Consider the following 23,545-nt stretch of genomic DNA (forward strand, 5'->3'; position numbering starts at 1 on the left):
TCCACCTTCAGCGTGCGGGTCGGGTTGGTTGGTGTTTGGCTTGCCGATGATGTTGATCGGCGTGCTGGAGGGTGAGAGTTCGTGGCGACGGGGGTGTTCGCAGACGAAGAACTTCATCGAGCACATCGGTGCCGGACTGGGCCAGCACAGTGAGCAGGATCGGATACCGGCGCTGCGGATCGCGGCGTTCGAGTGCTTGCGGAGTCAGCCGACGGCCCATCACGGCCAGGAACCGGCGCCGCTCGGCGGGCAACACCGACATTTCCAAGGCGCTCCGCGCCCAGCCCGCGCAGAAACGCCAGCTTGTACCGGCCCGGTCGAGAGCCACCGCAACCGCGAAACCCCCAGCGACACATAGCGCGCTGTGCAGCTCCTGGACAACGCCTGCCAGGGCGACGCCGGAATCGGCGGGGCGTCCGACCACCGCCTCCCTACTGGTTGGCAAGCTCTCGGCCTCGGGACGCCAGAACGCCCTCGCAGCCGCGCTGAAGGAGTACGGGGCGCCGCGCCGCACGATCTACGCCGCAAAGTATCTGTCGGATCCGGACTACCGGCGCAAGATCTCGCGCCAGCTCAACAAGGGCGAATCGCTGCACGCGCTGCGCCGCGACCTGCTCTACGCCCACGAGGGCATGATCCGGGCCCGTCACCTCGAGCAGCAGGCCGAACAAGCCTGGTGCCGGACCCTGGCCACGAATGCCGTGATCGCTTGGAAAACAGAGTATTACGGGCTGGCCGTGGAGCAGATGCGCCGGGCCGGACAGCGGCTCGACGACGAGGTCCTGGCCCACATCTCCCCGGCGCGCAGCGCCAACATCAACTTCTTCGGCGCGATCGAGGTCGACATCGAAGGAGAACTGGCCCAGCTGGGCCCGACCGTTACCGGCCGCTGCGGGTCCGCGACACCCTTTTCTGACCTCGCCCCAGTGCTGCGGCGACTCTCATCGACATCCTGTAGTAGCCGATGAGCGTGCTATCCGGCGTGGTCGCCAGTGATCGAGGGTCGGTGCGGGTGCGCGGTGAGGACCGGGTTGTCGCCGGGGGGTGCGCAACCAGTGACCGAACCGGTTCGGACTGCGTGCCGAAACAACCGGCTACGTTCCCGATGCTATGGAATGTCGGGGCGGTTGCTCGCGGGTCAGCGGCCGATACGCGGTTCAGTCAACAACGCGCGACCGCGTTCCGGGGTGAGGCTGTATGCCAGCACCGGGTCGGCGAGCAGCGCGACCGGGGCGATGTGATCTGGAGTGCGGGGCCGCCAGTGTGTCATCGCGGTCTCGAGTGCCTGCCACAGTGCCGCTGGGTCCGAGTGGTGTTGTGCGAGCGCGTTTCGTACCGCGGTGTCGAATGCTTGGTTGCCGTAGGTGAGCTGGTAGCCGGGCTCCTGTATCCGTGCTCGGTGCTCGTCGACGGCACGTCCGATCTCGAGGCCGGGGTCGTTTTGTGTGATTTCGAGAAGCTGGGCGATTTCGTGCGCGGAGTCCTGTGAGTGCTCATCGTCGGCGTGTTTCTGTGCGCGTTCGAGGGCTACGCGGTGTTGGGTGCGTGCGCGGTCTGCCAGGTTTTGGGCTCTGTCGAGCGCGGAGGCGTACCAGGGTTCTTTATGTGCGTGTTGGAGGAACATGCACGGCAGGAACTCGTCGGTGAACAGTGGACCGGTGAAGAATCCGTCCGGGACGGGCGCCAGAGGTAGCAGACGCGAAAGAATCCGGGAGGCCTCGTATGGGGAGGAGGAGGTGGCGAGGAACATCTGGAGCTGGGTTTGTAAGACCGTGGCGCGTGACTGGCCGAAATGCTGGGCTTTCTCCAGGGCCGCCATGGCTGTGTCGATGTCCCCGGAAAGGGCTTCGCCTCGAGCCTGTTCGGCCACCAGATCCCAGTTGTCACGGGTTTTGCCCGCGGGCTGACGTAGTTGATGAAGGCTTTGGTACTCCGATTCCATGAGGGCAGTGAACGACGGATACCGCTGCGGGAACTGCCCCCAGGAAAACACGCTGTAGGCGGCCCATTCGCCGGTCTCGTCGCGGTCGGCAGGGTCGAGGAACAGGACTCCGACGTCGGCGTGCAGCGAGATCAGCAGGCCGCGACCGAACGGGTTACCCGGCGCGTCGACTGGTGGCTCGGTGATCAGGTCGGCCCAGGACTCCCAGGACGGTTCGAGGTCACGCAGCCATCCCAGATTGGTGGTGTCACGCATCTTCCACACGAATTCCCCGGCATGGCGCCATCCATCGGTGGTCAGCAGGAAGCTGCGATAGGAGGGCGGCAACCTCAGGCCGAGGCGCTGCTCGACCGCTGCGACGTCGGTCTCGGCGGCCGGGGCGTACCCGAGCCAGCGCTGCCGCACCACATCGGGATCCAACTCATCAGGATCTCTGCTGGCGATCCATTCCTCGCTCCACAGCTCCAACCACGGTCTCCAGTCCATTCCATGGACGCTACGACCAGCCGCCGACAAGTTCGGCATGGGTGGAGGCCGAGATCAAGGGCGGACCGATGGCCGCGAGCGTGACCCGGTTGCGCACCCCGCGCAGTGCCGCCGAGGCGTTCCTGGACACCATCGGGCCCGCCAAGGACCTGGAACTGGCGGGCCGGTGTGCGCCGGTGAAGTCCAAGGGTGCCAAACCCCGCACCCGCCGCCGCGGCGCCGCCCACCACGAACACGTCCTGGAGAAGGTGTATCGGGACGCGGGCACCGCCCGGCTGCTACTGAGGCTGATCCGAGGCCGCACGCGCGGGCCGGTGTTCCTCACTCACCGCCTGCCCGGGCCCGGCAAATACCTCGCCGAGCGCGACATCCCCCCGACACCGGCCGCGCGCGACTGTCCTACGACCAGGCTCGCGATCTACTCGACGCCGCCACCACGCTCGACGGGCCCGAAACAGGCTGGGATCTGCACGAACTCAGGCATTCCGGTCTCACGCACCTCGGGGAATCCGGAGCCGGCCTGCTCGAGTTGCTGGCGAAATCCCGGCACCGCAAGGCCGAGAACCTGCGCCGATATTTCAAACCCTCGCCGCAGGCGATGCGCGATCTCACCGCGTCACTGGCGCTACTCCGTCCTCGTGTGCCATCCAGTGCACGAAGCGGTGCAGGGGATACATCGCGTCGTGGGGATTGCCGATGGTGCTCGGCCCCGCGTCTCCGAGGCGGACGATGCGCTGGGCGCCGTAGCCCGCGAGCCGGTCGCGGTAGTCGGGCATTCGGGTGAACGGGTAGAAGCCGACCGTCTGCGTGGCCACGTCGACATGTCTCATCGCGTCGTCGAGCGAATCCACCCGGACGACGTTGGCGGTCTTGTTGATCGGGTGGAAGTCGACGGGGTCGTCGGAACGGATGACGAGGCCCTTGCCGTCGGTTCTACCCCAGACACCGTATTCGTCGTCGAGCATCATCAGGGTGTCGACCTGTTCGCGCAGTTCGAGGTCGAGCGGGCGTGCGTCGCCCGAGGCGGCGGCCTTCTCGACGATGCGCGCGTGCAGTCGCTCGCAGAAGCGGTCGGCGTCGGCGCGATCGGCCTCCAGGTAGAGGAAACGACTGGCGACGCAGGCTTCCTGGTTGAGGATCATCACGTCGGTGGCGGCCAGTTCGGCGACCAGATCGAGGGTTTCGTCGTCGGCGAAGGCTTCCTTGCCGACCATGGAGATCGAGGTCTTGGGGTCGAAGGAGACCAACTGGAAGCCGGGTCCGAGATATTTGATCACGTTGTCGATGGCGTCGCCGCCACCCCAGGCGACGATCTTGTCGAAATACTGCGGGCGGTAGAGGACTCGTTCCACCGTTTCGTCGCCGCCGCGCCAATACACCGCCGACATCGATCGGACGATCGGATGTCCGGGGTCGATATCGGCCATCGTGCGCAGTATCGCGACGGTGGTGAACGGGTCGCTCGACGACATCTTGAACAGATTGACCGCCTTCACCATCGCGCCCTGTGCGATGGACTTCACCGCGACCCCCGGCGAATTGCCGGGCAGCACGTGGATCAGTCGCGGCGCGAACGCGCGCACGAAACTCTTGCGGCCGGTGAAATCCTGTTTGGGCACCCACCGGTCCAGGGCGGCGGGGTCGGGGAAGTTCTGCTCGACCACCGTCCGCAGCAGTCGCCGGTCGAGGTAGGCGGCCGCGCCGACGACCTGGGCTTCCAGTACCGCGCGCGGCAGGACGTGGGTGGAGGCCATCCGGTCCAGACAGTCGCCGACGAAGGGATTGCGCGGATCGCGGATTCGTTCGCCCGTCTCGACGAGGAAGTCGATGATCTCCTCGAGGGGTACGTCGAGCAACGGCGGCACCTCGGCGCGTGGGTGCACGGCACCATTCAGGTCGATCGCCGGCGTCGTGAAACCGACACCGAGATCGCGCGAACGGTGGGTGACGTCGCGCCCTTCGACCAGCTCGCCGCGCAGGAAGAACGGAGCGGAGACGACAGCATCGGTCATGGTCACGACAGTCCCCTCACATACGCGTCGACGGTGCCCGCGCAGCCGATCTTGTCGTCGCCCGCGATATCGGCGTAGCGGGTGATGTCGTCGCGTACCGAGGGGCTGCCCGCGCCGCACGCGCACGGATCGAAATCGAGCGCGATCTTGTCACCGGTGATGACCCCGCCCCAGCGGCCGTCGAGCGAGAGATCGAAAAACGCCGCGCGGCCTTCGATTTCGCCGCTTCGGTGGGGAAGCAGGGTGTCGCCGCGCTCGTCGAGCACGAAGGGCACGACCCACGGCGGTACGTGGTAGCGGTTGCCGCCCCGGCATCTGGGCATGCCGGAATTGAGTTCCTGCATGGAATAGTTCTGGAAGTTCCTGGTGGCGGGGATATTGAAGGTGTGGTGGACGTAGTCCTGGTAGTCGGGCGGTAATTGTGCCCGCTTGAGCCCGCCGCCGACGTAGATGCAGTTGTCGGGGTGGAAGTCCGTGCTCGAGTAGCCCATTTCCCGCACCATGACGGCCACCTGGTGCAGCGTGTTCCACATTCCGGAGATCATGAGTTTCTCACCGCGATGTTCGACGAGGGCCTGTGCGGCGGCGACCATGGCCTCGTCCAGCGCTTCGGCGCGCTCCTTGGAGGTCTGTTCGAAGTCGGCGAGTTCTCCCGGCAGGGCGGTGCCGTCGGCGATCTTCTTGCGGAGTACGACCATCGAGGTCAGCGAGCCGACCGTGATGGGCGGGATCGGCAGTCGGAAATGTTGTTTGCCGGGATCTCCGAATGCCGCGCGTTGCGCCTCGGCGATGACCGTGTTCTTGGGGACGGAGGCGGTCGGCGCGATGCCGAGGATCATCCGGTCACGCGAGGGCTCGACGCCCGAACCCCAGGCGAAGACGTTCACCGTGTCACGGCGTGACCAGTCCATATCCGCGTCGGAGGCGGGCAGGATCGCCGATTTTCCGGTGGTGCCGCTGGAACAGGAGACGTAGTGGCCCTCGGCCTGTAACCGCTCGATCCAGTCATCGATATCGGTGATGTCCGAGGTCCGGATCGGGCTGATCGGGTGTGGTGAGACAGTGCCGAGCCATGTGCCCAGCCGGTCCCATTTCCCCTCGGTCACAAAGCTTTCCGGATAGCTCTTGTAGGCGGTGTGCGGGAACAGCAGCGCGACCACGTCGTCTCGGTCGCGGATTTCGCTCGTGCCCGCCTCACGTGCTCGATGGCCGAGCAGTTTGATGTGATCCCTGCCTTCCTGGAAGCGCTCGTTCAGTGCCTCGATCTGCGTCTCGCGCAGGTCGGCGTAGGAGTGATCGAAGCGGTCGGCGGCGTCGACCAGGCCTGTCAGTTTGTCTGTGGATGAGCCCACCGGGGCATCCTTTCTCGAATGAGCGCCAGAAAATGGCATCTCATGCGTATCATTATTAGTGGAGGTACCGGGATCGATGCAAGAGAGAGTTTCAGCGAGGTGGACGTGACGAACACGAGCTCGCCCGTGCGCCGCGGCGCCGGGCGTCCCACCCGAGAGCAGGCCGAGGCGCGCCACAGCGAACTGCTCGACACCGCGCTCGACCTGTTCCTCGAACACGGCTTCCAGGTGGCGACCATCGAGATGATCGCCGCCCGCGTCGGCATGACCAAGCGCACCGTCTACGGGCTCTACGCCGACAAGGCCGCGCTGTTCGGCGCCGCGGTCCAACGCGCGATCGAACGCCAGATCGTGCCGTCGACGGTGCTGGAGAGTTTCGACCGGGGCGATGTGGCCGACACCTTGGAAGCGATCGCCAAGCTGCGCATCGGACAGGTGATGACCCCCAACGGCCTTCGCCTGCAACGGATCATCAATACCGAGAGCTACCGCTTCCCCGAAATCCTCACCGCCAACTACGAGCAGGCGGCCAAACCGGTGATCGAATTCGTCGCGGACCTGCTCGACCGTGCCGTCGCCGCGGGAAAGATCGCCCCCACCGACACCGAGCTCGCCGCTACCGCCTTCATGAGCATGGTCGTCGGCGGACAGGTGCGCGCGATCGTGAGCGGACGCACGATCGCGCCCGAGGCGATCGATCGCCAGGTCCACTTCACCGTTCATCTACTGCTCGACGGCCTGCGGCCGCGCTGAACCCAGGGAGACAATGCCGTGTCACCGGATACGAAACCACTCGACGACAACCGTCCCGTCGCCGTCGTCACGGGAGCCAGCGCGGGCATCGGTCGCGCGACCGCCCGCCGATTCGTGGCATCGGGCTGGCGCGTGATCGGTGTCGGCCGCGATCGGGCCCGCGCGGCCGATGCCGAAGTCGAGATCCGCGCGGCCGCCAGTGACGGCGGCGGTTTCGACATGCTGCGCGGTGATTTCGTGCGCATGGCCGAGGTCGCGCGGGTGGCCGATGAGATCGCGGCCATGACCGCGCGCCTGGATGTCCTGATCAACAACGCGGGCGGCGTACGCGACCGGCGGATCGTCACCGAGGAAGGGACGGAGGCGACCTTCGCGGCCAACCATCTCGCCCCGTTCCTGCTGACCCGCGAGTTGATGCCGCTGCTGGAAGCCGGTGCCGCCGACAGCCCGCCCGGTACCGTGCGGGTCATCGCCGTCTCGTCGAGCGCGCATCGCATCACGCGCGGGTTGGACTGGGACGATCTACAGAGCCTCGGCGCGTTCCACCCCACGGCCGCCTACGCCAAGGCGAAACTGGCCACCCTGCTGTTCACCCGCGAGTTGGCCAGACGCGCGCATCCGCACGGAATCACCGCGCAGGCAATGCATCCCGGCATCGTCGCGAGCAATTTCGCCACCCACGGAGACAGGACGATGCGCGAACACATGGCCGCGGCCGACACCGTGCCGCCCGAGGAGCCCGCCGAGATGCTGGTCTGGCTGGCCACCGACGCCGAGGGCGGACGCGAGGGCGGACGCTATTTCCATCGTGGAGCCGAGGAGACGCCGACCGACGCCGCCCGAGACGACGAGGCCGCGGCGCGCTTGTGGATCGAAAGCGAGAAACTGCTGGCCGATCTGGGTTTCCAGCAGGCCGGACACCGGTGAAGACTGGTGCGGCCGATACGGCGTCGGACACCTGTCACCCGAGTTCGGACACACCGATCGCCTCGGTGACAGCGCCCGCGTAGGCCGCTTCACGTCGCACCCCGCGCAGTTGGCGCTCGGCCGCGTCGATGACCTCGATCGCCGTGATGGACAGCAGTCCCGGGTCCGGGTCGGGCGAGTGCGGGTCGCCGGCGCGGCCCGACCACAGCGCGATATGGGCCATGCGCTCGGGCGGCGGGCCGGACAGGTGCGGTGGGGTGGGACCGAAGATCAGTACCGATCGGGTGCCGAATGCCGTGGCCAGGTGGCCCACGCCGGTGTCGCCGCCGATCACCAGGGCCGCGCCCGCGACCGTGGCGGCGAGCTGGCCGAGTGTCAGTTCGCCCGCGACGACACAACTTTCGGGTAGTCCGGCGTGTTCGGCGACGTAGCGGGCCAGCGGCGCCTCGGCGGCGGTGCCGGTGACCAGGACCCGATATCCGGCACCGTGCAGGTGCGCGGCGACCAACGCGAAACGTTCGGCGGGCCACACGCGCGCCGGCGCGGCGCCGGGGTGGATCACGACGTGGGTGCGCGTGGCGAGGGAACGCGCGGGCGCGGCGAGTGCGAGATCGGTCGGATCGGCCGGGATTCCCGCCGATTCGAGCAGCCTGCACCAGCGCGCCGTCTCGTGGACGCGCGTGGGCCACACCGGGCCGCGCACGCGGGGGAAGTCCGGGTGCCGGTAGCTGATCAGCTGGGCGGGTTCGGTGTCGAGCAGATCGGTGATCGACGCGGGTCCCGCGTCGTGCAGATTCACCGCCGAGGTGGGCGCGGGGGCGTTCCAGCGCAGATCACCCACCAGCGGCGTGGCGTGCAATTCGTCGACGCAGCCGGACAATTCGACGATCGGGCGCAGCCAACCCGGTGCGGCGAGCACGAGGTGATGGTGCGGGCGAGCGGCGCGGATCGCGCGTAAGGCGGGCAGTGCGGTGAGCAGCCCGCCCAGGCCGCGTGCCCGCAGGATCAGGGTGACCGCCTTGGTGTGCCCGCTCATTTGGGCACCAGGATCCCGGTCAGATCCGCTTCACGGATGGGGGTGTCGGGATTGGCCTGGGCCGAACACATCACCTGGATCGCCGCGAGCGACGCGTCGACCGACTGCGCGCTCGGTGCCGCGTCACCGCTGCTCTCCTGTTCCAGGAACTTGGTGACGGTCACCCGCCGCTTGTCCTGGTCCTGGGCGACGAATTCGCTGCACGGCGTGTCACCGCCCTTGTTGACGGCCTTCTCCGCCTCGGCACATCCGGTGGCGCCGAGCGCGACAGCGGCCGCGACGATCAATAGGGTCGTTCTCATGTGAATCTCCTGCTGCTGCGAATGCTCCGGGGGTCTCGGATCAGAATCCGGCGAGTCCGGAGGCCAAGGGGGAAAGGTCGAGCGCCTTACCGCGAGAACCCCGCAACCGGAACCGAATAATCGAATTCGGCCGTATTCATCCGTCTATCCTTTCGGCGCCCGTTTCGGCGTTGTTTCCGATCGGATACCCGGTGCCATGATCGACAATCAGTGGCCGTGGTCGTCGAATTCCCGGCGATCTTCGTTCTTCTGGACCCGGCGGTGTTCGGCCCAGACGAGGAATATGCCGCCGGCGAGGCATACCACGCCGACGATTCCGCCGATAACCGCCCATCCGGCGAATCCGTAACCCGCGGCGGTCAATGTCAACGCGATAGCGACGATGCCGACCGCGGCGAGGATTATGCCCGGCCAATTGCGGGCGTCCTCGATCGATTCTCCGGCGTGTGTCCGTGTGGTCCGGGTGTGGTCCGGAAAATTCTCCTCGGTCACGATGCCCTCCTCGGTGGTGGCATAGTCGAACTGGGTCGGTCAACGGCATACCCGGAATTCCGACACGCAATCTCGGCCACCGTGCCGGTGGAACATTCCGTATTTCTCGTTCGCGCGCGAATGTGCCGCGGCCCACTCGGTGGGCCGCGGCGCATTCGGGGTCGATCACTCAGCCGGTGATCATTTGTTCCAGATGGCGGCGACGAAGGTCTTGCCCTGCACCGCGTAGCGGTGCTCGTGCACGAGTCGGTAGCCCTGGCCGGACAGTTGGGCGGCGGTGGCGTCGAATGCCGCGACGGTGATGTCGTGGCGGGCCTGCCAGGCGCGTCCGTCGTTGCGCTCCCAGATGCCGACGAAGCGCGATGTTCCGTTGACCTCGTAGCCGCGCACCAGCGTCAGCCGGTAGCCCTGGGCCAGCAGGGTGTCGAATTCACGCTGGTAGGCAGCGGAGTCCAGCCCGTGGCGGGCCTGCCACGCGCGTCCGTCGTTGCGGACCCAGGTGCTGCTGTAGCGGGGGTCGTTGCCACCGGTGACCTGGATATCGCTGATCCGGTAGCCCTGGGCGACCAGGGAGTCGAATTCGGTCTGGTGCGCGGCGCCGGTCAGGTTCGAACGGGTGACGGTCGCGGCGGGCGCCGGGGTGGGAGCGGGCGCGGCGGTGTCGGCGGCGAAGGTGACCGTCCAGTGGCGGCGATCGCCCTGATAGATCACCGACACCCCGACCTTGTTCAGCGCGCCGTCCAGGATGATCGCGCGGTGTCCCGGCGAGTTGGCCCAGAACCGCATGGCGTCGGCCGGTTCGACACCGGTGCCGTAGAAGTTGATCTCCGCGATCTTCGGCGCGTTGGTCGGGACGCCGCACTGGCCGAAACGGGTCTTGATGTCACGGCCGAGCGTGTCGACGTGATCGGCCGGGGAAACCCCGCGTGCCGCGCTGTCGTTGCTCGCCCATTCGGCGGGACGCGCCATCACGTCGCTGTGGGTGACCGCTTTCAGACCCGCGTCGGCGCGCATCCGGTTGATCTGGTCGAAGACGGTGCTCTCCTCACCGCGCAACGCCAGGGCGGCCTGGTCGACGTCGCAGTTGGTGTACGGAGCCGCCGAGGCGGTCGGTACGGCGAGCAGTCCGGCGCCCGCGACGATGGCGAGTGCGGCGGTGATGGTCTGGATCCTCATGGTGTGTTTCCCCTGAAGTGGTGTGGTTGTTGCACTCAGGGTCCGGTGAGGTTCCAACGAGGAACCAACAGCGCGCCAACGATGCAGCGTGCGGGCATTTCCCGAGCCGGAACGTGGGTTCGGCGGCCTCGGTCAGCGCGCGACCGCCACGGCGTCGGCCGCGCGGTCGGGGGCCGCGCGATGGTAGGCGTGCAGGGTGGCGGCCGCGACCCGGTCCCAGTTGTAGCCGGATCGCGCGCGATCGTCGGCGGCCGCGCCCCAGGTCTCACGCAGGGTCGGATCGTCGAGCAGCGGGCGGATCGCGCGCGCGACCTCGGCGGGATCGGTGGTCTCGACCAGCCGGCCGGTGACCCCGTCCACGACGGTGTCGCGCATGCCGCCGACGGCGGTGGCCACGACCGGCGTGCGGCAGGCCATAGCCTCGAGCGGCACCAGCCCGAACGGCTCGAACCACGGCGTGCACAGCACCACGTCGGCCGAGCGGTAGAGCCGCGCCATGGCCGCGTGCGAGACCGGCCCCAATATCCGGAACCGTTCGTGCACACCGTGCTCGACCGCGACCCGGCGCAGGCGGCGCCCCTCGCCGTCGTCGTCGAGATCGTCGCCGACGGCACTGCCCGCGATGACCAGTTCGGTATCGGGCAGGTCAGACAACGCCCGTATTCCGACATCGAATCCCTTGCGCCGCAACAGGCGCCCCGCCCCGAACAGGCGATGTTTCGCGCCGCGGCTCGCCTTGCCGCCCGTGCCGGAGAACTGCGCGGTATCCACACCGCCCGGCACCACCGAGGTCCGGAACCGGGGCACGCCCATGCGGACAAGTTCGGCGGCCTCGTCCGAGCAGGAGGCGAGCACGTGCGCGGCGCGTAGGGCGATGAGACGTTCGAAACGGATACGCGAGCGCGGGCTGGTGTCGGCGAGTCCTTGATGACGCCGCCGTATCGTGCCGAGTCCGTGGAAGGACACCACGACCGGTAGTCGGTGCGAGCGGGCCGCCAGTTCCGCGGCGAGCGCGGAACTCCAGTAGTGGGCGTGCACCAGGTCGGCGGGATGCAGCGACCAGTGTTTGCGCAGGAAGGTTCCGAACTCCCCGAGGTGCGGCAGGATCTGATCGCGCGACAGCGGCGCGGCCGGTCCCGCGGGCACGTGCACGACGATGTAGCCCTCGCGGGTGACCACCTCGGTCCTGGTGTGCGGATCGTCGCGACGGGTGTACACCGTCACCTGATGCCCGGCGCGCACCAGCGCCGCCGACAGCGCGGCGACGTGGACATTGCGGCCACCCGCTTCGGGACTGCCCGGTTCGGCGAGGGGGCTGGCGTGGGCGGACACCATGGCGATTCTCACGGCTGACTCCGTTTCTGTTCGGCCCGTCCCGAGCCACGTACGGCATGTGCCGGTTATGCCCGATGGCAGGTGCCCGCAAACACCGTCGGTCCGGGCGCGCGGAACTCGGCCTGCTCGCGTTACGGCTCGTGACCGTACGGTTTCGGTCATCACCCACCGGGTAAGCGCTCTCGAGAGGAAAGCTGCGGTCACACGACTTCAGCTGCCGCCGGCAGCTCTTGACCGCCCCGTACCGGCGGCGCGCGAGAGAAGGTGGTGATGGGTATGGGGGACTGGGCTTCCCGATCCTCGACGAAGACGACGACGGTAGCGGTGTGCGTCCCGGCGCGACTCGAGCAGTTGATCATGGTGCGGGCGCTCGCCGAGACCGTTTGTCTCATAGCGGATTTCGCGTTGGACGAGGTGACCGACATTCGCCTGGCACTGGACGAGGTGGCCACCACGCTGGTCTTGGACGCGGCACCGGACACGAATCTGGACTGTCGGTTCAGTTATGACGACGCCAGTATGTTCGTGCACGTGGCGGCGGTGGCGACCTCGGAGGCGCCGGTCGGCCAGGACGGATTCGGCTGGCATATCGTGCGGACCCTGACCGATTCGATCGCGGCGGTGCAGCAGCCCTACGACCACGCGATCGGCGGATACCCGACCCTCGTCGATTTCAGTTGGGTGCGCGCGGGGTAGACGATGTCCGGCATTTCGAGATCTCCCGGTGACAGTTACGACAATATCGAGCCACTCTTCGAGAAGGTCACGGCCTTGGCCGCCGACGATCCGCGCCGGGCCGCCTTACGCGAAGAGGTGATCCGGCGTTGCCTGCCGCTGGCCGAACACATCGCCAGGAAATTCGCCGGGCGCGGGGAGATGTTCGACGATCTGCTCCAGGTCGCGCGTCTGGGATTGGTGGAAGCGGTGGACCGCTTCGACGTCGCGCGCGGCTCGTCGTTTCTGGCCTTCGCGGTGCCCACCGTCATGGGCGAGGTCCGCAGACATTTCCGCGACCACACCTGGGCGGTGCGAGTTCCCCGGCGCACCAAGGAAATTCAGCTGAGTATCGGCCCGGTCGTGGAAACCCTGACCCAGCGGCTCGGGCGCGGACCGCGCGCCAGCGAGATCGCCGCCGAACTCGGGGTCGAATTGAACGAGGTGACCCGCGCCCTGATCGCGGGCAACGCCTACCAGGCCGCCTCCATCGACGCCGTCACCGGCGACGACGAGGGCACCGCTCTGCCGATGCTGGACAACCTCGGCGCCGAGGAGGCCTCGTATCACCTGATCGAGGACTATCTCGCGGTGCGCCCGCTGATCGAGGCGCTGCCCGATCGTGAACGTCGCGTGTTGATCATGCGATTCTTCGAATCCAAGACGCAGTCCGAGATCGCCGAATCGCTCGGCGTCTCGCAGATGCACGTCTCACGGATTCTGGCGCGGACCCTGCATTCGCTGCGCGAGCAGGCGCTGCGGGACTGAACCGGCTCGACTCGCGTCCGGTTCGGCCCCGCGCGCGGGGGTCAGTGCAGATCCGGTGGCGTCGGGTCGGTCGGCCCCGGCACCGGATTCGGCGGCGGGCCGGGCACCGGAGGCAACGGCCTGCCCGGTTCGGGTCTCGGGTGCGGGACCGGTTCGGGCACCGGCGGCACCGGTGACGGATCCGGTTGCGGTGGAAAGGGTTCCGGTGACGGAATGGGGTCGGGTTCGGGGATCGGCGGTACCGGGTCGGGGGAGGGCCCGGGCGGTGTCGGATCCGGGATCGGCGGCGCCGGTTCCGGTCGATCACCGGGATTCGGGTCGGAACTGTGCATAGCGATCATGTGTCGCGGGTACCCCGCCGTTCATGGGCAAACCACAGGAAGCCCCCGGTTCCCCGTTCCGAACTCTCTTACACCGCGGCTCAGGTCACAGTCGACGCCGAGTTTGTCCGCGTGTGCCATCGGGTACGCCGTCATCAACCGGATATTCGTCGTTCAGCGCTCAGGAAGGGTCGTCATGAACTATCAGCGACGACCGAGCTCCCGGCAACCGATTCCCACGCCGGGCCGTTCACGGTCGCTCCCCACCGGCCGGGAACTCGATTCGCTCGGTGACAGACCTCGATACGTCCAGAGACCACCGCGCACCGTCCCGACCCTGGTGACCCGGGATCACGAGGTGATCCGCCGCTGGGCCGAACAGCGCGGCGCGCGACCGGCCACCATGCCGGGCAGCGAGTACAACGGCCACCTCGGTGTGCTGCGTTTCGACTTCCCCGGCTACGGCGGCGCGGTCCTGCGCCCGGTGGACTGGGAAGAATGGTTCGCCACCTTCGACGAACGTCGGCTCGAGTTCCGCTACCAGGATCAGCGCGCAGACGGCAGCCGAAGCAATTTCAACCGCCTGGAGAGCCCACCGGAGCAGTAGCGCCCCGGAGTACCGCGTACCTCCGCCCCCACGTCCGACGTGGGGGCGGAGTCGTGTCCGTAGGGCGTCGACCAGCGACGACAGGTGATGTTTGTGTCTCGGAGGTTCGGGTATTCCGTGGGTTGGCCGGTTGGGCCGGAAGGCGGAAATGTCGCGTCGGCACGGGATGCGGTTGTCCGCACCGGGGTCGCGCGTCCGCGTGTCTGTATGGGATGAGGTCGAGGGTGCGCAGCGAGGTGTGGTCATGACGGCGAATCTGATGATCGTGGACGACGACGCCGAGGTACGCGAAGCGTTACGACTGGCGATGGAGGACGAGGGGTACGAAGTGTCCGAGGCCGAGGAGGCCGAGGACGCGCTGACCCATCTGCGCAGCAACGGCGCGCCCGACGTCATGATCGTGGAGCTGATGCTCGGCGACATGGACGGTTTCGACTGCATTCGCGAGATCCGCCGTGACCACGATGTGCCGATCATCGTGGTCAGCGCGCGCGACGACACCCACGACGTGGTGGCGGCGCTGGAGGCGGGCGCCGACGACTACGTCACCAAACCGTTCGAGATCAAGGAGATCTCCGCGCGGATGCGCGCGCTGCGCAGACGCGCCCGTCTGACCGCCGAACGGGAATCCGCGGGCCGGGAATTGCTGTTGGACGGTGATCCCGGCGCCCCGCTGATCCTGGATCGCGACGGCGGCGCGGTGCGCCGCGGCGAGGAAGAGATCCGCCTCACCATCACCGAATTCCGATTGTTGTGCGAACTCGCGGAAACCCCGGGCCGGGTATTGAGCCGTCCGGTACTTCTCGAACGCATATGGGACGACAATTTCTTCGGCGACGAACGCATCGTCGATGTGCATATGCGGCGGCTGCGCACCAAGATCGAGCGTGACCCGTCCGCCCCGTCCATTGTCGTCACCGTGCGCGGTCTCGGGTATCGGCTCGATATTCGCCGCTGATATTCCCGTCGCCCGCGAACCCCGTTTCAAACGTCGTACGCGTCACAAAAAACGGCCTACTGCCTGCGAATGTGTTCCGGTCGTAACACAACCGCAAAGAGATCGACCACTTCACCTCAAAGTTGCCCGGCAAACCTGGAGATGTACTGCCACCCCGACTTGGGAGTTGTATGTCATTACCAACTTTGTCCGATAGGCGCGCCACCACGGTGCTTCGACCCCCGCGGGTCGGCGACGGCGCCCAGATCTGGCGGATCGCCAAGGATTCGCACGTTCTCGACGTGAACTCCAGCTACGCGTACCTGCTCTGGTGTCGGGATTTCGCGGGCACGTCCGTGGTCGCCGAAGTCGACGGCCGCGTGGCCGGATTCGTCATCGGCTACCTGCGTCCGCAAGATCCGGAGACGGTATTCGTCTGGCAGGTGGCGGTCGACCGCTCCCAACAGGGGAGAGGCACCGGTACCGCATTGATCGAGAGACTGCTCGACAGCGTTGCTTCACATGGTGTTTCGGCGCTCGAAACCACTGTTTCGCCGGACAATCCGGCATCGATAGCGATGTTCGCCTCGGTGGCTCGCCGTCGTGGTCATGCCATGACGCGCAAACCGCTGTTCGATCCGGGGGCCTTCCCCGATCACCACGTCGCCGAGGATCTGTACCGCATCGCACCGACCGCTCAGGAGGAACTCCGATGATCACCGCCGAAACCACTATTTTCGACGAACTGGAATCGAATGTGCGCGGCTACTGCCGGGCCTGGCCCACGGTGTTCACCACCGCGAAGGGCAGCTGGCTGCGTGACGAGGACGGCAAGGAATACCTCGACTTCTTCGCGGGCGCGGGAGCGCTCAACTACGGGCACAACAATCCGGTGCTCAAACAGCCGTTGCTCGACTATATCGCCGGTGACGGCATCACCCACGGTCTGGATATGTCGACCGCGGCCAAACGCAGGCTGCTGGAATCGTTGCGCGACACCATCTTCGCGCCGCGCGGCCTGGACTACAAAGTGCAGTTCCCCGGCCCGACCGGAGCCAACGCGGTGGAGGCGGCGCTGAAATTGGCGCGCAAGGTCACCGGCCGCGAGACGATCCTCAGCTTCACCAACGCTTTCCACGGCATGACGCTGGGCGCGCTGTCGGTCACCGGTAACGCCGCCAAACGCGCGGGTGCGGGAGTGCCGCTGGTGCACGCCGCGCATATGCCCTACGACGGCTACTTCGACAACACCACCGCCGACTTCCAGTGGATGGAACGAGTCCTCGACGACACGTCCTCCGGTTTCGACCGGCCCGCCGCGGTGATCGTGGAGACCGTGCAGGGTGAGGGCGGCGTGAACGTGGCGCGCGTGGAATGGCTGCGCCATCTCGCCGGACTGTGCGCCGAGCGCGAGATCCTGCTGATCGTCGACGACGTGCAGATGGGATGCGGTCGCACCGGCCCGTTCTTCTCCTTCGAGGTCGCCGGGATCACCCCCGATATCGTGACGCTGTCGAAGTCGATCAGCGGTTACGGCCTGCCGATGGCGCTGGTGCTGTTCAAACCCGAACTCGATCAGTGGGCTCCGGGCGAGCACAACGGCACCTTCCGCGGTAACAACCCGGCCTTCGTCACCGCGCACACCGCGTTGCAGCACTACTGGTCCGACGACGCGTTGCAGATCTCGACCGAGACCAAGGGCGCGCGGATCGCGGGCGCGCTCGGCGAGGTCGCCGAACACTTCCCCGGCATCAGCACCCGCGGCCGCGGATTCGTCCAGGGCATCGTCTTCGAGGACCCGTCGCAGGCGGGCAAGGTCTGCCAGGTGGCCTTCGAACGCGGCCTGCTGGTGGAGACCTCCGGGTCCAGCGACGAGGTGGTCAAACTGCTGCCGCCGCTGACCGTCACCGACGACGAGGTCGATCGCGGTTTGCAGGTGCTCACCGGCGCCATCGATACGGTGTGCACCGGCTGGGGCCGACTGCATCATCGCGGTACAGTCGAAGGAGGTGCGCGCGCGTGATCGTTCGCAGCACCGACGAGATCACCGGTACCGAACGCGATGTCGCGGGTACGGGCTGGCGCAGCAAACGCATCGTGCTCGGCGGCGACGGTGTCGGATTCTCCTTCCACGAGACCACCATCGAGGCCGGGACCGAACATCTGTTCCACTACCAGCACCATGTCGAGGCGGTCTGGCTGGTCGAGGGCGAGGGTTCGCTCACCGATCTGGACAACGACGTCGTCTATGAACTGGGCCCGGGATCGATGTATCTGCTGAACGGTCACGAGCGCCATCGCCTGGTCGCACGGACCAGGATGCGGATGATGTGTGTTTTCAACCCTCCTGTCACCGGTCAGGAGGTTCACGACAGCAACGGCGTCTATCCGCTGGTCGCCGCAGAAGTCGGGTGAGGAATGGTACTGCAGCACATGACCGAATTGGCCGATCGCTACCCGACCCGGCTCGGTGCGCCGGGTCGGTGGGTGGAGCGGTCCGATCCCACGGTGTGGGGTGCGATCGAGACGCCCGAACTCGCCGGATTCGAGACCGAGGGTTTCGCCGCGGTGGAGGATCTGCTGACACCGGCCGAGGTGGCCGAATTCAGCGCCGAGATCGGGCGGCTGGCCGCCGATCCGGACCTAGCCGACGACGACCGGCTGATCATCGAGAAATCCTCACGGCGGGTGCGCTCGATCTTCGAGGTGCACAAGCTCAGCACGGCGGTGTCGGATCTGGTGCGCGAGACCAGGATCGCCGGTCTCGCGCGGCAGGTGCTCGGTTCGCCGGTATACCTGCATCAGACCCGGATCAACTACATGCCGGGATTCCGTGGCACCGGTTTCTACTGGCATTCCGATTTCGAGACCTGGCACGCGGAGGACGGGATGCCCGCGCCGCGCGCGGTGAGTCTGTCGATCGCGTTGACCGACAACTATCCGGTCAACGGGAGTCTGATGGTGATGCCGGGTTCGCATCGCAGCTTCGTCGGTTGCCAGGGCACGACCCCGGCGGAAAACTACCGGGAATCGTTGCGGGAGCAGGAGATCGGGGTGCCGACGCAATCCGATATCGCCGAGTTGGCCGCACGGCACGGGATCGTGCAGTTCACCGGCAGGGCCGGGTCGGCGCTGCTGTTCGATTCCAACATCATGCACGGCTCCTCGGACAACATCACCCCGTTTCCGCGCTCGAATATCTTCCTGGTATTCAACAGCGTCGAGAACACCCTCGTCGACCCGTTCGCCGCTCCCGCGCCGCGACCGACCTACATCGCGGCCCGGGATTTCACCGCCGTGTAGGGCGTCGCGCCGTGGGTGCTCCGAGGGCGGAACACTCACGGCGCGAACGCTGTAGCCATCATCGGGCAAACGCTCGCCGTTTGACCTAGGTGTTACCGCTGGGTACAAATATGGGATCAGCCGACCCGACCAGAGCGGGCAGGCCCGGAAGAAATGCACACCGTTGGTCACCGAAGTCATCACCGTTGATGCCGAATACGCCGTCGAACGCCGGGCGATGTGGGATCTGCTCATGGACCCGCAGACCTACCCGCGCATGTTCCGCGGCGTCGAGGTGTACGAACGCGCCGAAACCGCCGAAGGGCAGTCGATTCCGGCGGTGCCGGGAGGCCGACTGGTCGGCCCGACCGCCGCGGGTCCGGTCTACCTGGTCGTCACCCACGTGGGCGAGGTCTTCGAGATCCAATGCCCGCACGCGGGCAGCTTCGCCTCGATCCGATTGCGCGACAACGCGACCGAGGACATGGTCGGCACCCGCGTCACCGTCACCTTCATCGGACTCGGGCGCATGGGCGACGACATCGCCTCGCGCGAACGCGCCGAGATCACCGAATGGACCGCCGCCGGACTCGACCGCGTCGCCGACGTCCTGCTCCGCGCGCCCACCTCGGTCCTGGTCAACGGTGAGGATTCACCGGCCCGGCTCCAGGTCGGCATCGCCCGGCAACTGGTCAGCACCGGCGTCATCCGCAGCTACCGACCCGACCGCGGCATCAGACAACTCGGCGGACTCGCCAAATGGGGTTTCACCCTCGCGGGCGGGTACGCGGCCGCCGCGGCCTACACCCCGGACCGGCCCGCGGTCATCGACGCGACCACCGAATACACCTTCTCCGAGGTACACCGGCGCACCCACCGGCTCGCCGCCACGCTGACATCGCTCGGTTTCGACGAGCACACCGCCATCGGCGTGCTGTCGCGCAACAGCGCGGCCATGGTCGACTGCATGGTCGCCGCGGGCAAGGCGGGCGTGGACGCGGTCCTGCTCAATACCGGGCTCTCCGCGCTACAGATCCGCGAGGTCGTGGCACGACACGAACTCGCCGGAATCTTCCGCGACGACGAATTCGAACCGCTGTTGCACGGCGTGAGCCCCGATATCCCGCGCTACTCCACCTCGCCCCCCGCGCACGGCGGCCCGGTGACCGTCGACGAACTGGTCGACTACGCCGCGCCGCATTTCTCCCGTCCCGCGCAACCCGGTCGGCTGATCGTGCTCACCTCCGGCACCAGCGGCACGCCGAAAAGCGCCCGCAGACCCCAGCCCAAGGGTTTCGGCACCGTCGCCGCGCTGTTGTCGCGCATCCCGTTCCGGATGGACGAGACCATGCTGATCCCCGCGCCGCTGTTCCACACCTGGGGTCTGGCCGCCTTGCAGATCAGCACACCGATCCGGGCGAGTGTGGTTCTCACCGAACGTTTCGACGCCGAGGAATGCCTGCGCCTGATCCACGACCACCGCATCACCGCCATGATCGTGGTCCCGGTGATGGTCAACCGCATCCTCGACCTGCCGCGCTCGGTACTCGACCGCTACGACACCTCCAGCCTGCGCGTCGTCGCCAGTTGCGGCGCGCCACTGGATGTCTCGACCGTGCGACGGTTCATGGACATCTTCGGCGACGTCCTCTACAACGTGTACGGCTCCACCGAGGTCTCCTGGGCCACCATCGCCGACCCCGCCGATCTGCGCACCGCGCCGACCACCGCAGGCCGACCGCCACTCGGTACCAAACTCGCGGTTCTGGACCGGAATCTGCGACCGGTGCCGCGCGGGGTGACCGGACGTATCTTCGTCAGCAACCACATGCTGTTCGACGGTTACACCGACGCCGCACCGCCGACCGAATCCGGCGACATGCTCGACACCGGCGACCTCGGCTACATCGACGCCGACGGACTGGTCTTCGTCGCTGGCCGCGACGACGAGATGATCATCTCCGGCGGCGAGAACGTCTTCCCGCGCCCGGTCGAGGAAGCACTCTCACTGCTGCCGCAGGTCAGCGAGGTGGCCGTGGTGGGGGTTCCCGACCGCGAATACGGCCAGCGTCTGGCCGCTTTCGTCGTCACCCGCGAAGGGGCGGGCCGCCTGGACCGCGACATGATCCGCGACTACATCCGTCATCGGCTGAGCCGGTTCTCGGTGCCACGCGACGTCACCTTCCTCGACGCCCTCCCGCGCAACGCCACCGGGAAGATTCTCAAACGCGTCCTGGTCCAGGCGGGCTGAGGCGCCTACCGGCGCAGTTCCCGGTAGACGGCGATCCAGTCGTCCGGCGACACCGACCCGACCGGCCGATCGACCGGTATCCCGATCCGCGCGCAGGCCGCACGAACCCGGCGTGCCGGGAACGCCCGCGCCAACGAGGCCGCGAACGAGCCTCCGACCCCGGAGAATCCGAGTTCGACCATGCGCAGGTAGCCGGGCATCGCCGAAGCCGGCAGCAGGGGATCCGGACGGGTCCGCAGACCCAGCACCGCCGCGTCGACGCCGGGCACCGGGCGGAAGTGCCGTCGGTCCACGCGCATCCCCAGTTCGAATGCGGTGCCGGGCCAATGGGTGACGGCGAGTTTGCTCCAGCGCCCGTAGTCGCCGGAATGTTTGCGGGCGAATTCGCGCTGGGTGAGTAGGGTCGCCGAGGTCAGGTCCGGCGCCGCGACACACCAGCGCACGATATCGGTGCTGCTCGCGAAGGGGATATTGGCGACCACCGCGAACGGTTCGCGCGGTGCGGTCGCCGTGCGGAAGTCCCTGTGGTAGCAGCGAATACGGTCGTCGCCCGCGTAGCGGTCGCGTAGCCGCGCGGCGTAGTGGCGGTCGATCTCGTAGGCGAGGACGCGCCCCGCCGTGGCCAGTAGGCGGTCGGTGAGTATGCCGTCGCCGGGGCCGATCTCCACGACGAGGTCGTCGGCGCAGACACCGGACGAACGCACCAGCGCCGCGGCGATGCCGGGATCGGCGAGGAAGTTCTGCGACAGGAGTTTGCGGGCACCGACCGGCCGGGCCGTGCGAGCGCGAGAAAGCGAACGGGACATGGGTGTCCTCCGGAGGGAGTGGACGAATCAGGAAATGTGATTCGCCCGGACCCATACCGAGCACGGCGAAGACCACTGCGGCACGCTCGACCCGGCCTCGATGAGAAAGCCGTGAGCGACCTACGAGAATCGGCACAACCGATCAGGACATCGCGAAACGACGGCGCGACATCGTTGGGGTGAGCCGAACCCGGCTCACTCGATCAACGGAGCCGGAAACCCGGTGCGGCGCTGTGCGCGGGCTGAGCCCGGGCCACCGTGCGCAGCCGGATGTAATACGCGACGACCGCGCACACTCCGGTCGATGTAGGACTACCACCCATGCCGACAACATAGCTCGACGCCTGTCCCCACCGACAGTGATTTTCCGCGGGCGGGGCACCGAGTAGACGGCATCGGGGATCGCGGCCCCGATCGCGGTCCGGTCAGATGGTCGCGGCCGAGGCCGCGAACGCCTCGACGGCGGTGAGGTCGTAGACGCCCGCGGTGGTGCCGATTCCCCGGGCGACGTGTGCGGCGACCGCGCAACCGAGTCGAGCGGACGCTTCCAGGTCGAGGTCGCGCAGGTGTCCGGTGAGGAACCCGGCCGAGAAGGCGTCACCGCAGCCGGTGGTGTCGACGACCTCGGTCTCGTAGGCGGGCACCTCGATCACCTCCTGGTCGGTGACGACGAGGGCGCCGTGACCGCCGCGTGTCGGCGCCACGCATCCGACACCGCGCGCGAGCAGCGCGCGTGCGCCTTCCAGCAGGGAATCGGTGCCGGTGAATCCGCGGATCTGTTCGTCGTTGGGGAGCAGGAAATCGGTGTGTGGCAGGGCGTCGGCGATCCATTCGAGGGTGCCGGGATCTCCGGCGGCGAGGATGTCGATCGAGGTGGTCAGTCCGCGTCGGCGCGCTTCGGCCAGTAATTGCCCGGCGGCGTGGCCGCCGAGGAATTCCGGACCGCCCAGGTGCAGGTGGTCGATTCCGTCGAGGGCGTCGAAGTCGAAGTCCGACAGGTCGAATCGTGCGTTGGCGCCGATACAGTGCCAGGCCGGGCGTTCGCCGTTGGGTCGGACCGGAATCACCGAGGACGAGGTTTGGACACCGGGTTTGACGACGAGGCCCCCGGTGTCGATTCCGTGCTCGCCCAGCAGGGCGACGAGGCTGCGTCCGATGGAGTCCTCGCCCACGGCGCCGAAGGTGCGGACATCGGCGCCGAGTCTGCTCAGCACCACGGCGGTGCCTCCCGCCGTCCCGGCGGGGGAGAACGCGATGGTGTCGACGAGTGCGCCCTCGGACCCGCTCGGGATGGATTCGATCCCGAGGACGTGGACGTCGAGGACGTGGACTCCGAGGGTGGCGATCTTCGCACGGGTCATGCCGGGTTCTCCTGGGTGGTTCCATAGCGCAGCCTGATGGCTTGGTCCACGACGGCGATCTGTTCGTCACCGGTCAGGGCGCGTGGACGGCCCATGGCGCGGGTGCGTTGATACAGCGCGGCCGCCCACTCCAGCAGCAGCGCGTTGTCGACGGCTTTGTCCAGCGTCGCGCCGACCGCGATGGACCCGTGGTTGGCCATCAGCGCGGCTTGCCGATCGGTCAGCGCTTCGACGACGACATCGGCCAACTCCGGGCTGCCGAAGGTGGCGTACGGGGCGATCCTGATCTCCCCGCCGAGCAGTAATTGCTGGTAGTGCAGAACCGGTAGCACGGTGAGGTCGTCCACGCAGGCCACGGCGGTCGAGTACGGGGCGTGGGTGTGGACGACCGCGGTGGCGCCGGTGCGCTGGTAGACCTTCAGATGCAGGTCGAGTTCGGAGGTGGGCAGCAGACGCCCGGCGAGGATATCGCCATCGACCGTCACTTCGGTGACGTCGTCGGCGGTGCAGTCGCCGAGTACGACCCCGGTCGCCGTCACGGCCACGCGATCCGCGGATCGGACCGACACGTTTCCGGCGGTGCCGATCAGCAGTCCTTCGGCGGCCAGGCGGCGCGCGGTCGCGGCGACCTGGTCACGCAGTTCGGTGTCGGTCACGACTCACCTCCTTTCAACAGCGACGCCGTC

The 23,545-nt window shown here is 67.3% G+C and carries 24 protein-coding genes and 2 pseudogenes; 12 read left to right on the forward strand and 14 right to left on the reverse strand.

The window, feature by feature from the left end; translation table 11 throughout:
• Positions 1-100: 100 nt before the first annotated feature.
• Positions 101-351, reverse strand: a pseudogene (locus tag DAT37_RS46375) (hypothetical protein); the annotation flags it as partial.
• A gap of 71 nt (positions 352-422) precedes the next feature.
• Between DAT37_RS46375 and DAT37_RS46235 the strand changes: the two are divergent.
• Positions 423-916 (forward strand): annotated as a pseudogene (locus tag DAT37_RS46235) (Tn3 family transposase); the annotation flags it as partial.
• Between the two features lie 222 nt (positions 917-1,138).
• Here the strand turns inward: DAT37_RS46235 and DAT37_RS11165 are convergent.
• The 4 genes from DAT37_RS11165 to DAT37_RS11180 all read right to left on the reverse strand — a co-directional run bounded on the left by DAT37_RS11165 (position 1,139) and on the right by DAT37_RS11180 (position 5,792).
• A complete protein-coding gene (locus tag DAT37_RS11165) occupies positions 1,139-2,428 on the reverse strand; it encodes an SMI1/KNR4 family protein (protein ID WP_198654188.1) in 1,290 nt (429 codons plus the stop codon).
• Between the two features lie 10 nt (positions 2,429-2,438).
• On the reverse strand, positions 2,439-2,624 hold the full coding sequence (locus DAT37_RS44860; RefSeq protein ID WP_198654189.1) for a hypothetical protein: 186 nt from the start codon (positions 2,622-2,624) through the stop codon (positions 2,439-2,441).
• Positions 2,625-3,036: 412 nt separating this feature from the next.
• A complete protein-coding gene (locus DAT37_RS11175; protein ID WP_109524681.1) occupies positions 3,037-4,440 on the reverse strand; it encodes an acyl-CoA reductase in 1,404 nt (467 codons plus the stop codon).
• Between the two features lie 2 nt (positions 4,441-4,442).
• Positions 4,443-5,792, reverse strand: a complete 1,350-nt coding sequence (locus DAT37_RS11180; protein ID WP_109524682.1) for a hypothetical protein — start codon at positions 5,790-5,792, stop codon at positions 4,443-4,445.
• Between the two features lie 18 nt (positions 5,793-5,810).
• Between DAT37_RS11180 and DAT37_RS11185 the strand changes: the two genes are divergently transcribed.
• Complete coding sequence (locus DAT37_RS11185; protein WP_232839674.1) at positions 5,811-6,545, forward strand: TetR/AcrR family transcriptional regulator; 735 nt, start codon at positions 5,811-5,813, stop codon at positions 6,543-6,545.
• Between the two features lie 18 nt (positions 6,546-6,563).
• Complete coding sequence (locus DAT37_RS11190) at positions 6,564-7,472, forward strand: SDR family NAD(P)-dependent oxidoreductase (RefSeq protein ID WP_109524683.1); 909 nt, start codon at positions 6,564-6,566, stop codon at positions 7,470-7,472.
• A gap of 34 nt (positions 7,473-7,506) precedes the next feature.
• Here DAT37_RS11190 and DAT37_RS11195 read toward each other — a convergent pair whose 3' ends face one another.
• From DAT37_RS11195 to DAT37_RS11215, 5 genes are all read right to left on the reverse strand, one after another.
• Positions 7,507-8,508, reverse strand: coding sequence for a glycosyltransferase family 9 protein (locus DAT37_RS11195; protein ID WP_109524684.1), 1,002 nt, complete (start codon positions 8,506-8,508; stop codon positions 7,507-7,509).
• A complete protein-coding gene (locus tag DAT37_RS11200; RefSeq protein ID WP_109524685.1) occupies positions 8,505-8,810 on the reverse strand; it encodes a hypothetical protein in 306 nt (101 codons plus the stop codon). Before DAT37_RS11200 ends, DAT37_RS11195 begins: the two co-directional genes overlap by 4 nt.
• Positions 8,811-9,017: 207 nt before the next feature.
• On the reverse strand, positions 9,018-9,302 hold the full coding sequence (locus DAT37_RS11205; protein WP_109524686.1) for a DUF308 domain-containing protein: 285 nt from the start codon (positions 9,300-9,302) through the stop codon (positions 9,018-9,020).
• A gap of 180 nt (positions 9,303-9,482) precedes the next feature.
• Complete coding sequence (locus tag DAT37_RS11210; RefSeq protein ID WP_109524687.1) at positions 9,483-10,478, reverse strand: CAP domain-containing protein; 996 nt, start codon at positions 10,476-10,478, stop codon at positions 9,483-9,485.
• Between the two features lie 132 nt (positions 10,479-10,610).
• Positions 10,611-11,825, reverse strand: coding sequence for a glycosyltransferase (locus DAT37_RS11215; protein ID WP_109524688.1), 1,215 nt, complete (start codon positions 11,823-11,825; stop codon positions 10,611-10,613).
• A gap of 264 nt (positions 11,826-12,089) precedes the next feature.
• On the opposite strand from DAT37_RS11215, the gene DAT37_RS11220 reads away from it, so the two are divergent.
• Both DAT37_RS11220 and DAT37_RS11225 read left to right on the forward strand, forming a co-directional pair.
• Entirely contained in the window at positions 12,090-12,509 is a 420-nt protein-coding gene (locus DAT37_RS11220; protein ID WP_109524799.1) for an ATP-binding protein, read from the forward strand.
• 3 nt (positions 12,510-12,512) lie between these two features.
• The gene (locus DAT37_RS11225; protein WP_109524689.1) at positions 12,513-13,295 is read left to right on the forward strand and encodes an RNA polymerase sigma factor SigF; all 783 of its coding nucleotides are present in this window, start codon (positions 12,513-12,515) and stop codon (positions 13,293-13,295) included.
• Between the two features lie 41 nt (positions 13,296-13,336).
• Here DAT37_RS11225 and DAT37_RS11230 read toward each other — a convergent pair whose 3' ends face one another.
• Positions 13,337-13,636 (reverse strand): hypothetical protein, encoded by a 300-nt coding sequence (locus tag DAT37_RS11230; protein ID WP_198654190.1) that lies wholly within the window; start codon positions 13,634-13,636, stop codon positions 13,337-13,339.
• 319 nt (positions 13,637-13,955) lie between these two features.
• On the opposite strand from DAT37_RS11230, the gene DAT37_RS11235 reads away from it, so the two are divergent.
• The 7 genes from DAT37_RS11235 (at position 13,956) to DAT37_RS11265 (ending at position 20,692) form a co-directional block, all read left to right on the forward strand.
• Positions 13,956-14,222 (forward strand): hypothetical protein, encoded by a 267-nt coding sequence (locus DAT37_RS11235; RefSeq protein ID WP_232839675.1) that lies wholly within the window; start codon positions 13,956-13,958, stop codon positions 14,220-14,222.
• A 244-nt stretch (positions 14,223-14,466) separates the two neighbouring features.
• A complete protein-coding gene (locus DAT37_RS11240) occupies positions 14,467-15,180 on the forward strand; it encodes a response regulator transcription factor (protein ID WP_109524690.1) in 714 nt (237 codons plus the stop codon).
• Between the two features lie 170 nt (positions 15,181-15,350).
• Positions 15,351-15,875 carry a diaminobutyrate acetyltransferase gene (gene ectA / locus DAT37_RS11245; RefSeq protein WP_109524691.1) on the forward strand — a complete coding sequence of 175 codons (525 nt, stop codon included), beginning with the start codon at positions 15,351-15,353 and terminating at the stop codon, positions 15,873-15,875.
• Positions 15,872-17,182, forward strand: a complete 1,311-nt coding sequence (gene ectB, locus DAT37_RS11250) for a diaminobutyrate--2-oxoglutarate transaminase (RefSeq protein WP_109524692.1) — start codon at positions 15,872-15,874, stop codon at positions 17,180-17,182. The genes ectA and ectB overlap by 4 nt, the downstream gene beginning before the upstream one ends.
• On the forward strand, positions 17,179-17,574 hold the full coding sequence (locus DAT37_RS11255) for an ectoine synthase (RefSeq protein ID WP_109524693.1): 396 nt from the start codon (positions 17,179-17,181) through the stop codon (positions 17,572-17,574). The genes ectB and DAT37_RS11255 overlap by 4 nt, the downstream gene beginning before the upstream one ends.
• A gap of 18 nt (positions 17,575-17,592) precedes the next feature.
• Positions 17,593-18,462, forward strand: coding sequence for an ectoine hydroxylase (thpD, locus tag DAT37_RS11260; protein WP_232839676.1), 870 nt, complete (start codon positions 17,593-17,595; stop codon positions 18,460-18,462).
• Positions 18,463-18,625: 163 nt separating this feature from the next.
• Positions 18,626-20,692 (forward strand): AMP-binding protein, encoded by a 2,067-nt coding sequence (locus DAT37_RS11265; RefSeq protein WP_408637392.1) that lies wholly within the window; start codon positions 18,626-18,628, stop codon positions 20,690-20,692.
• 5 nt (positions 20,693-20,697) lie between these two features.
• On the opposite strand, the gene erm is transcribed toward DAT37_RS11265, so the two are convergent.
• The 3 genes from erm to DAT37_RS11280 form a co-directional block, all read right to left on the reverse strand.
• A complete protein-coding gene (gene erm / locus DAT37_RS11270) occupies positions 20,698-21,498 on the reverse strand; it encodes a 23S ribosomal RNA methyltransferase Erm (RefSeq protein WP_109524695.1) in 801 nt (266 codons plus the stop codon).
• A gap of 425 nt (positions 21,499-21,923) precedes the next feature.
• A complete protein-coding gene (locus DAT37_RS11275; RefSeq protein ID WP_109524696.1) occupies positions 21,924-22,859 on the reverse strand; it encodes a carbohydrate kinase family protein in 936 nt (311 codons plus the stop codon).
• Positions 22,856-23,515, reverse strand: coding sequence for a class II aldolase/adducin family protein (locus tag DAT37_RS11280; protein WP_109524697.1), 660 nt, complete (start codon positions 23,513-23,515; stop codon positions 22,856-22,858). Before DAT37_RS11280 ends, DAT37_RS11275 begins: the two co-directional genes overlap by 4 nt.
• Between the last annotated feature and the right edge of the window lie 30 nt (positions 23,516-23,545).

The organism is Nocardia aurea (assembly GCF_003123685.1).
Taxonomy (GTDB): Bacteria; Actinomycetota; Actinomycetes; order Mycobacteriales; family Mycobacteriaceae; genus Nocardia; species Nocardia aurea.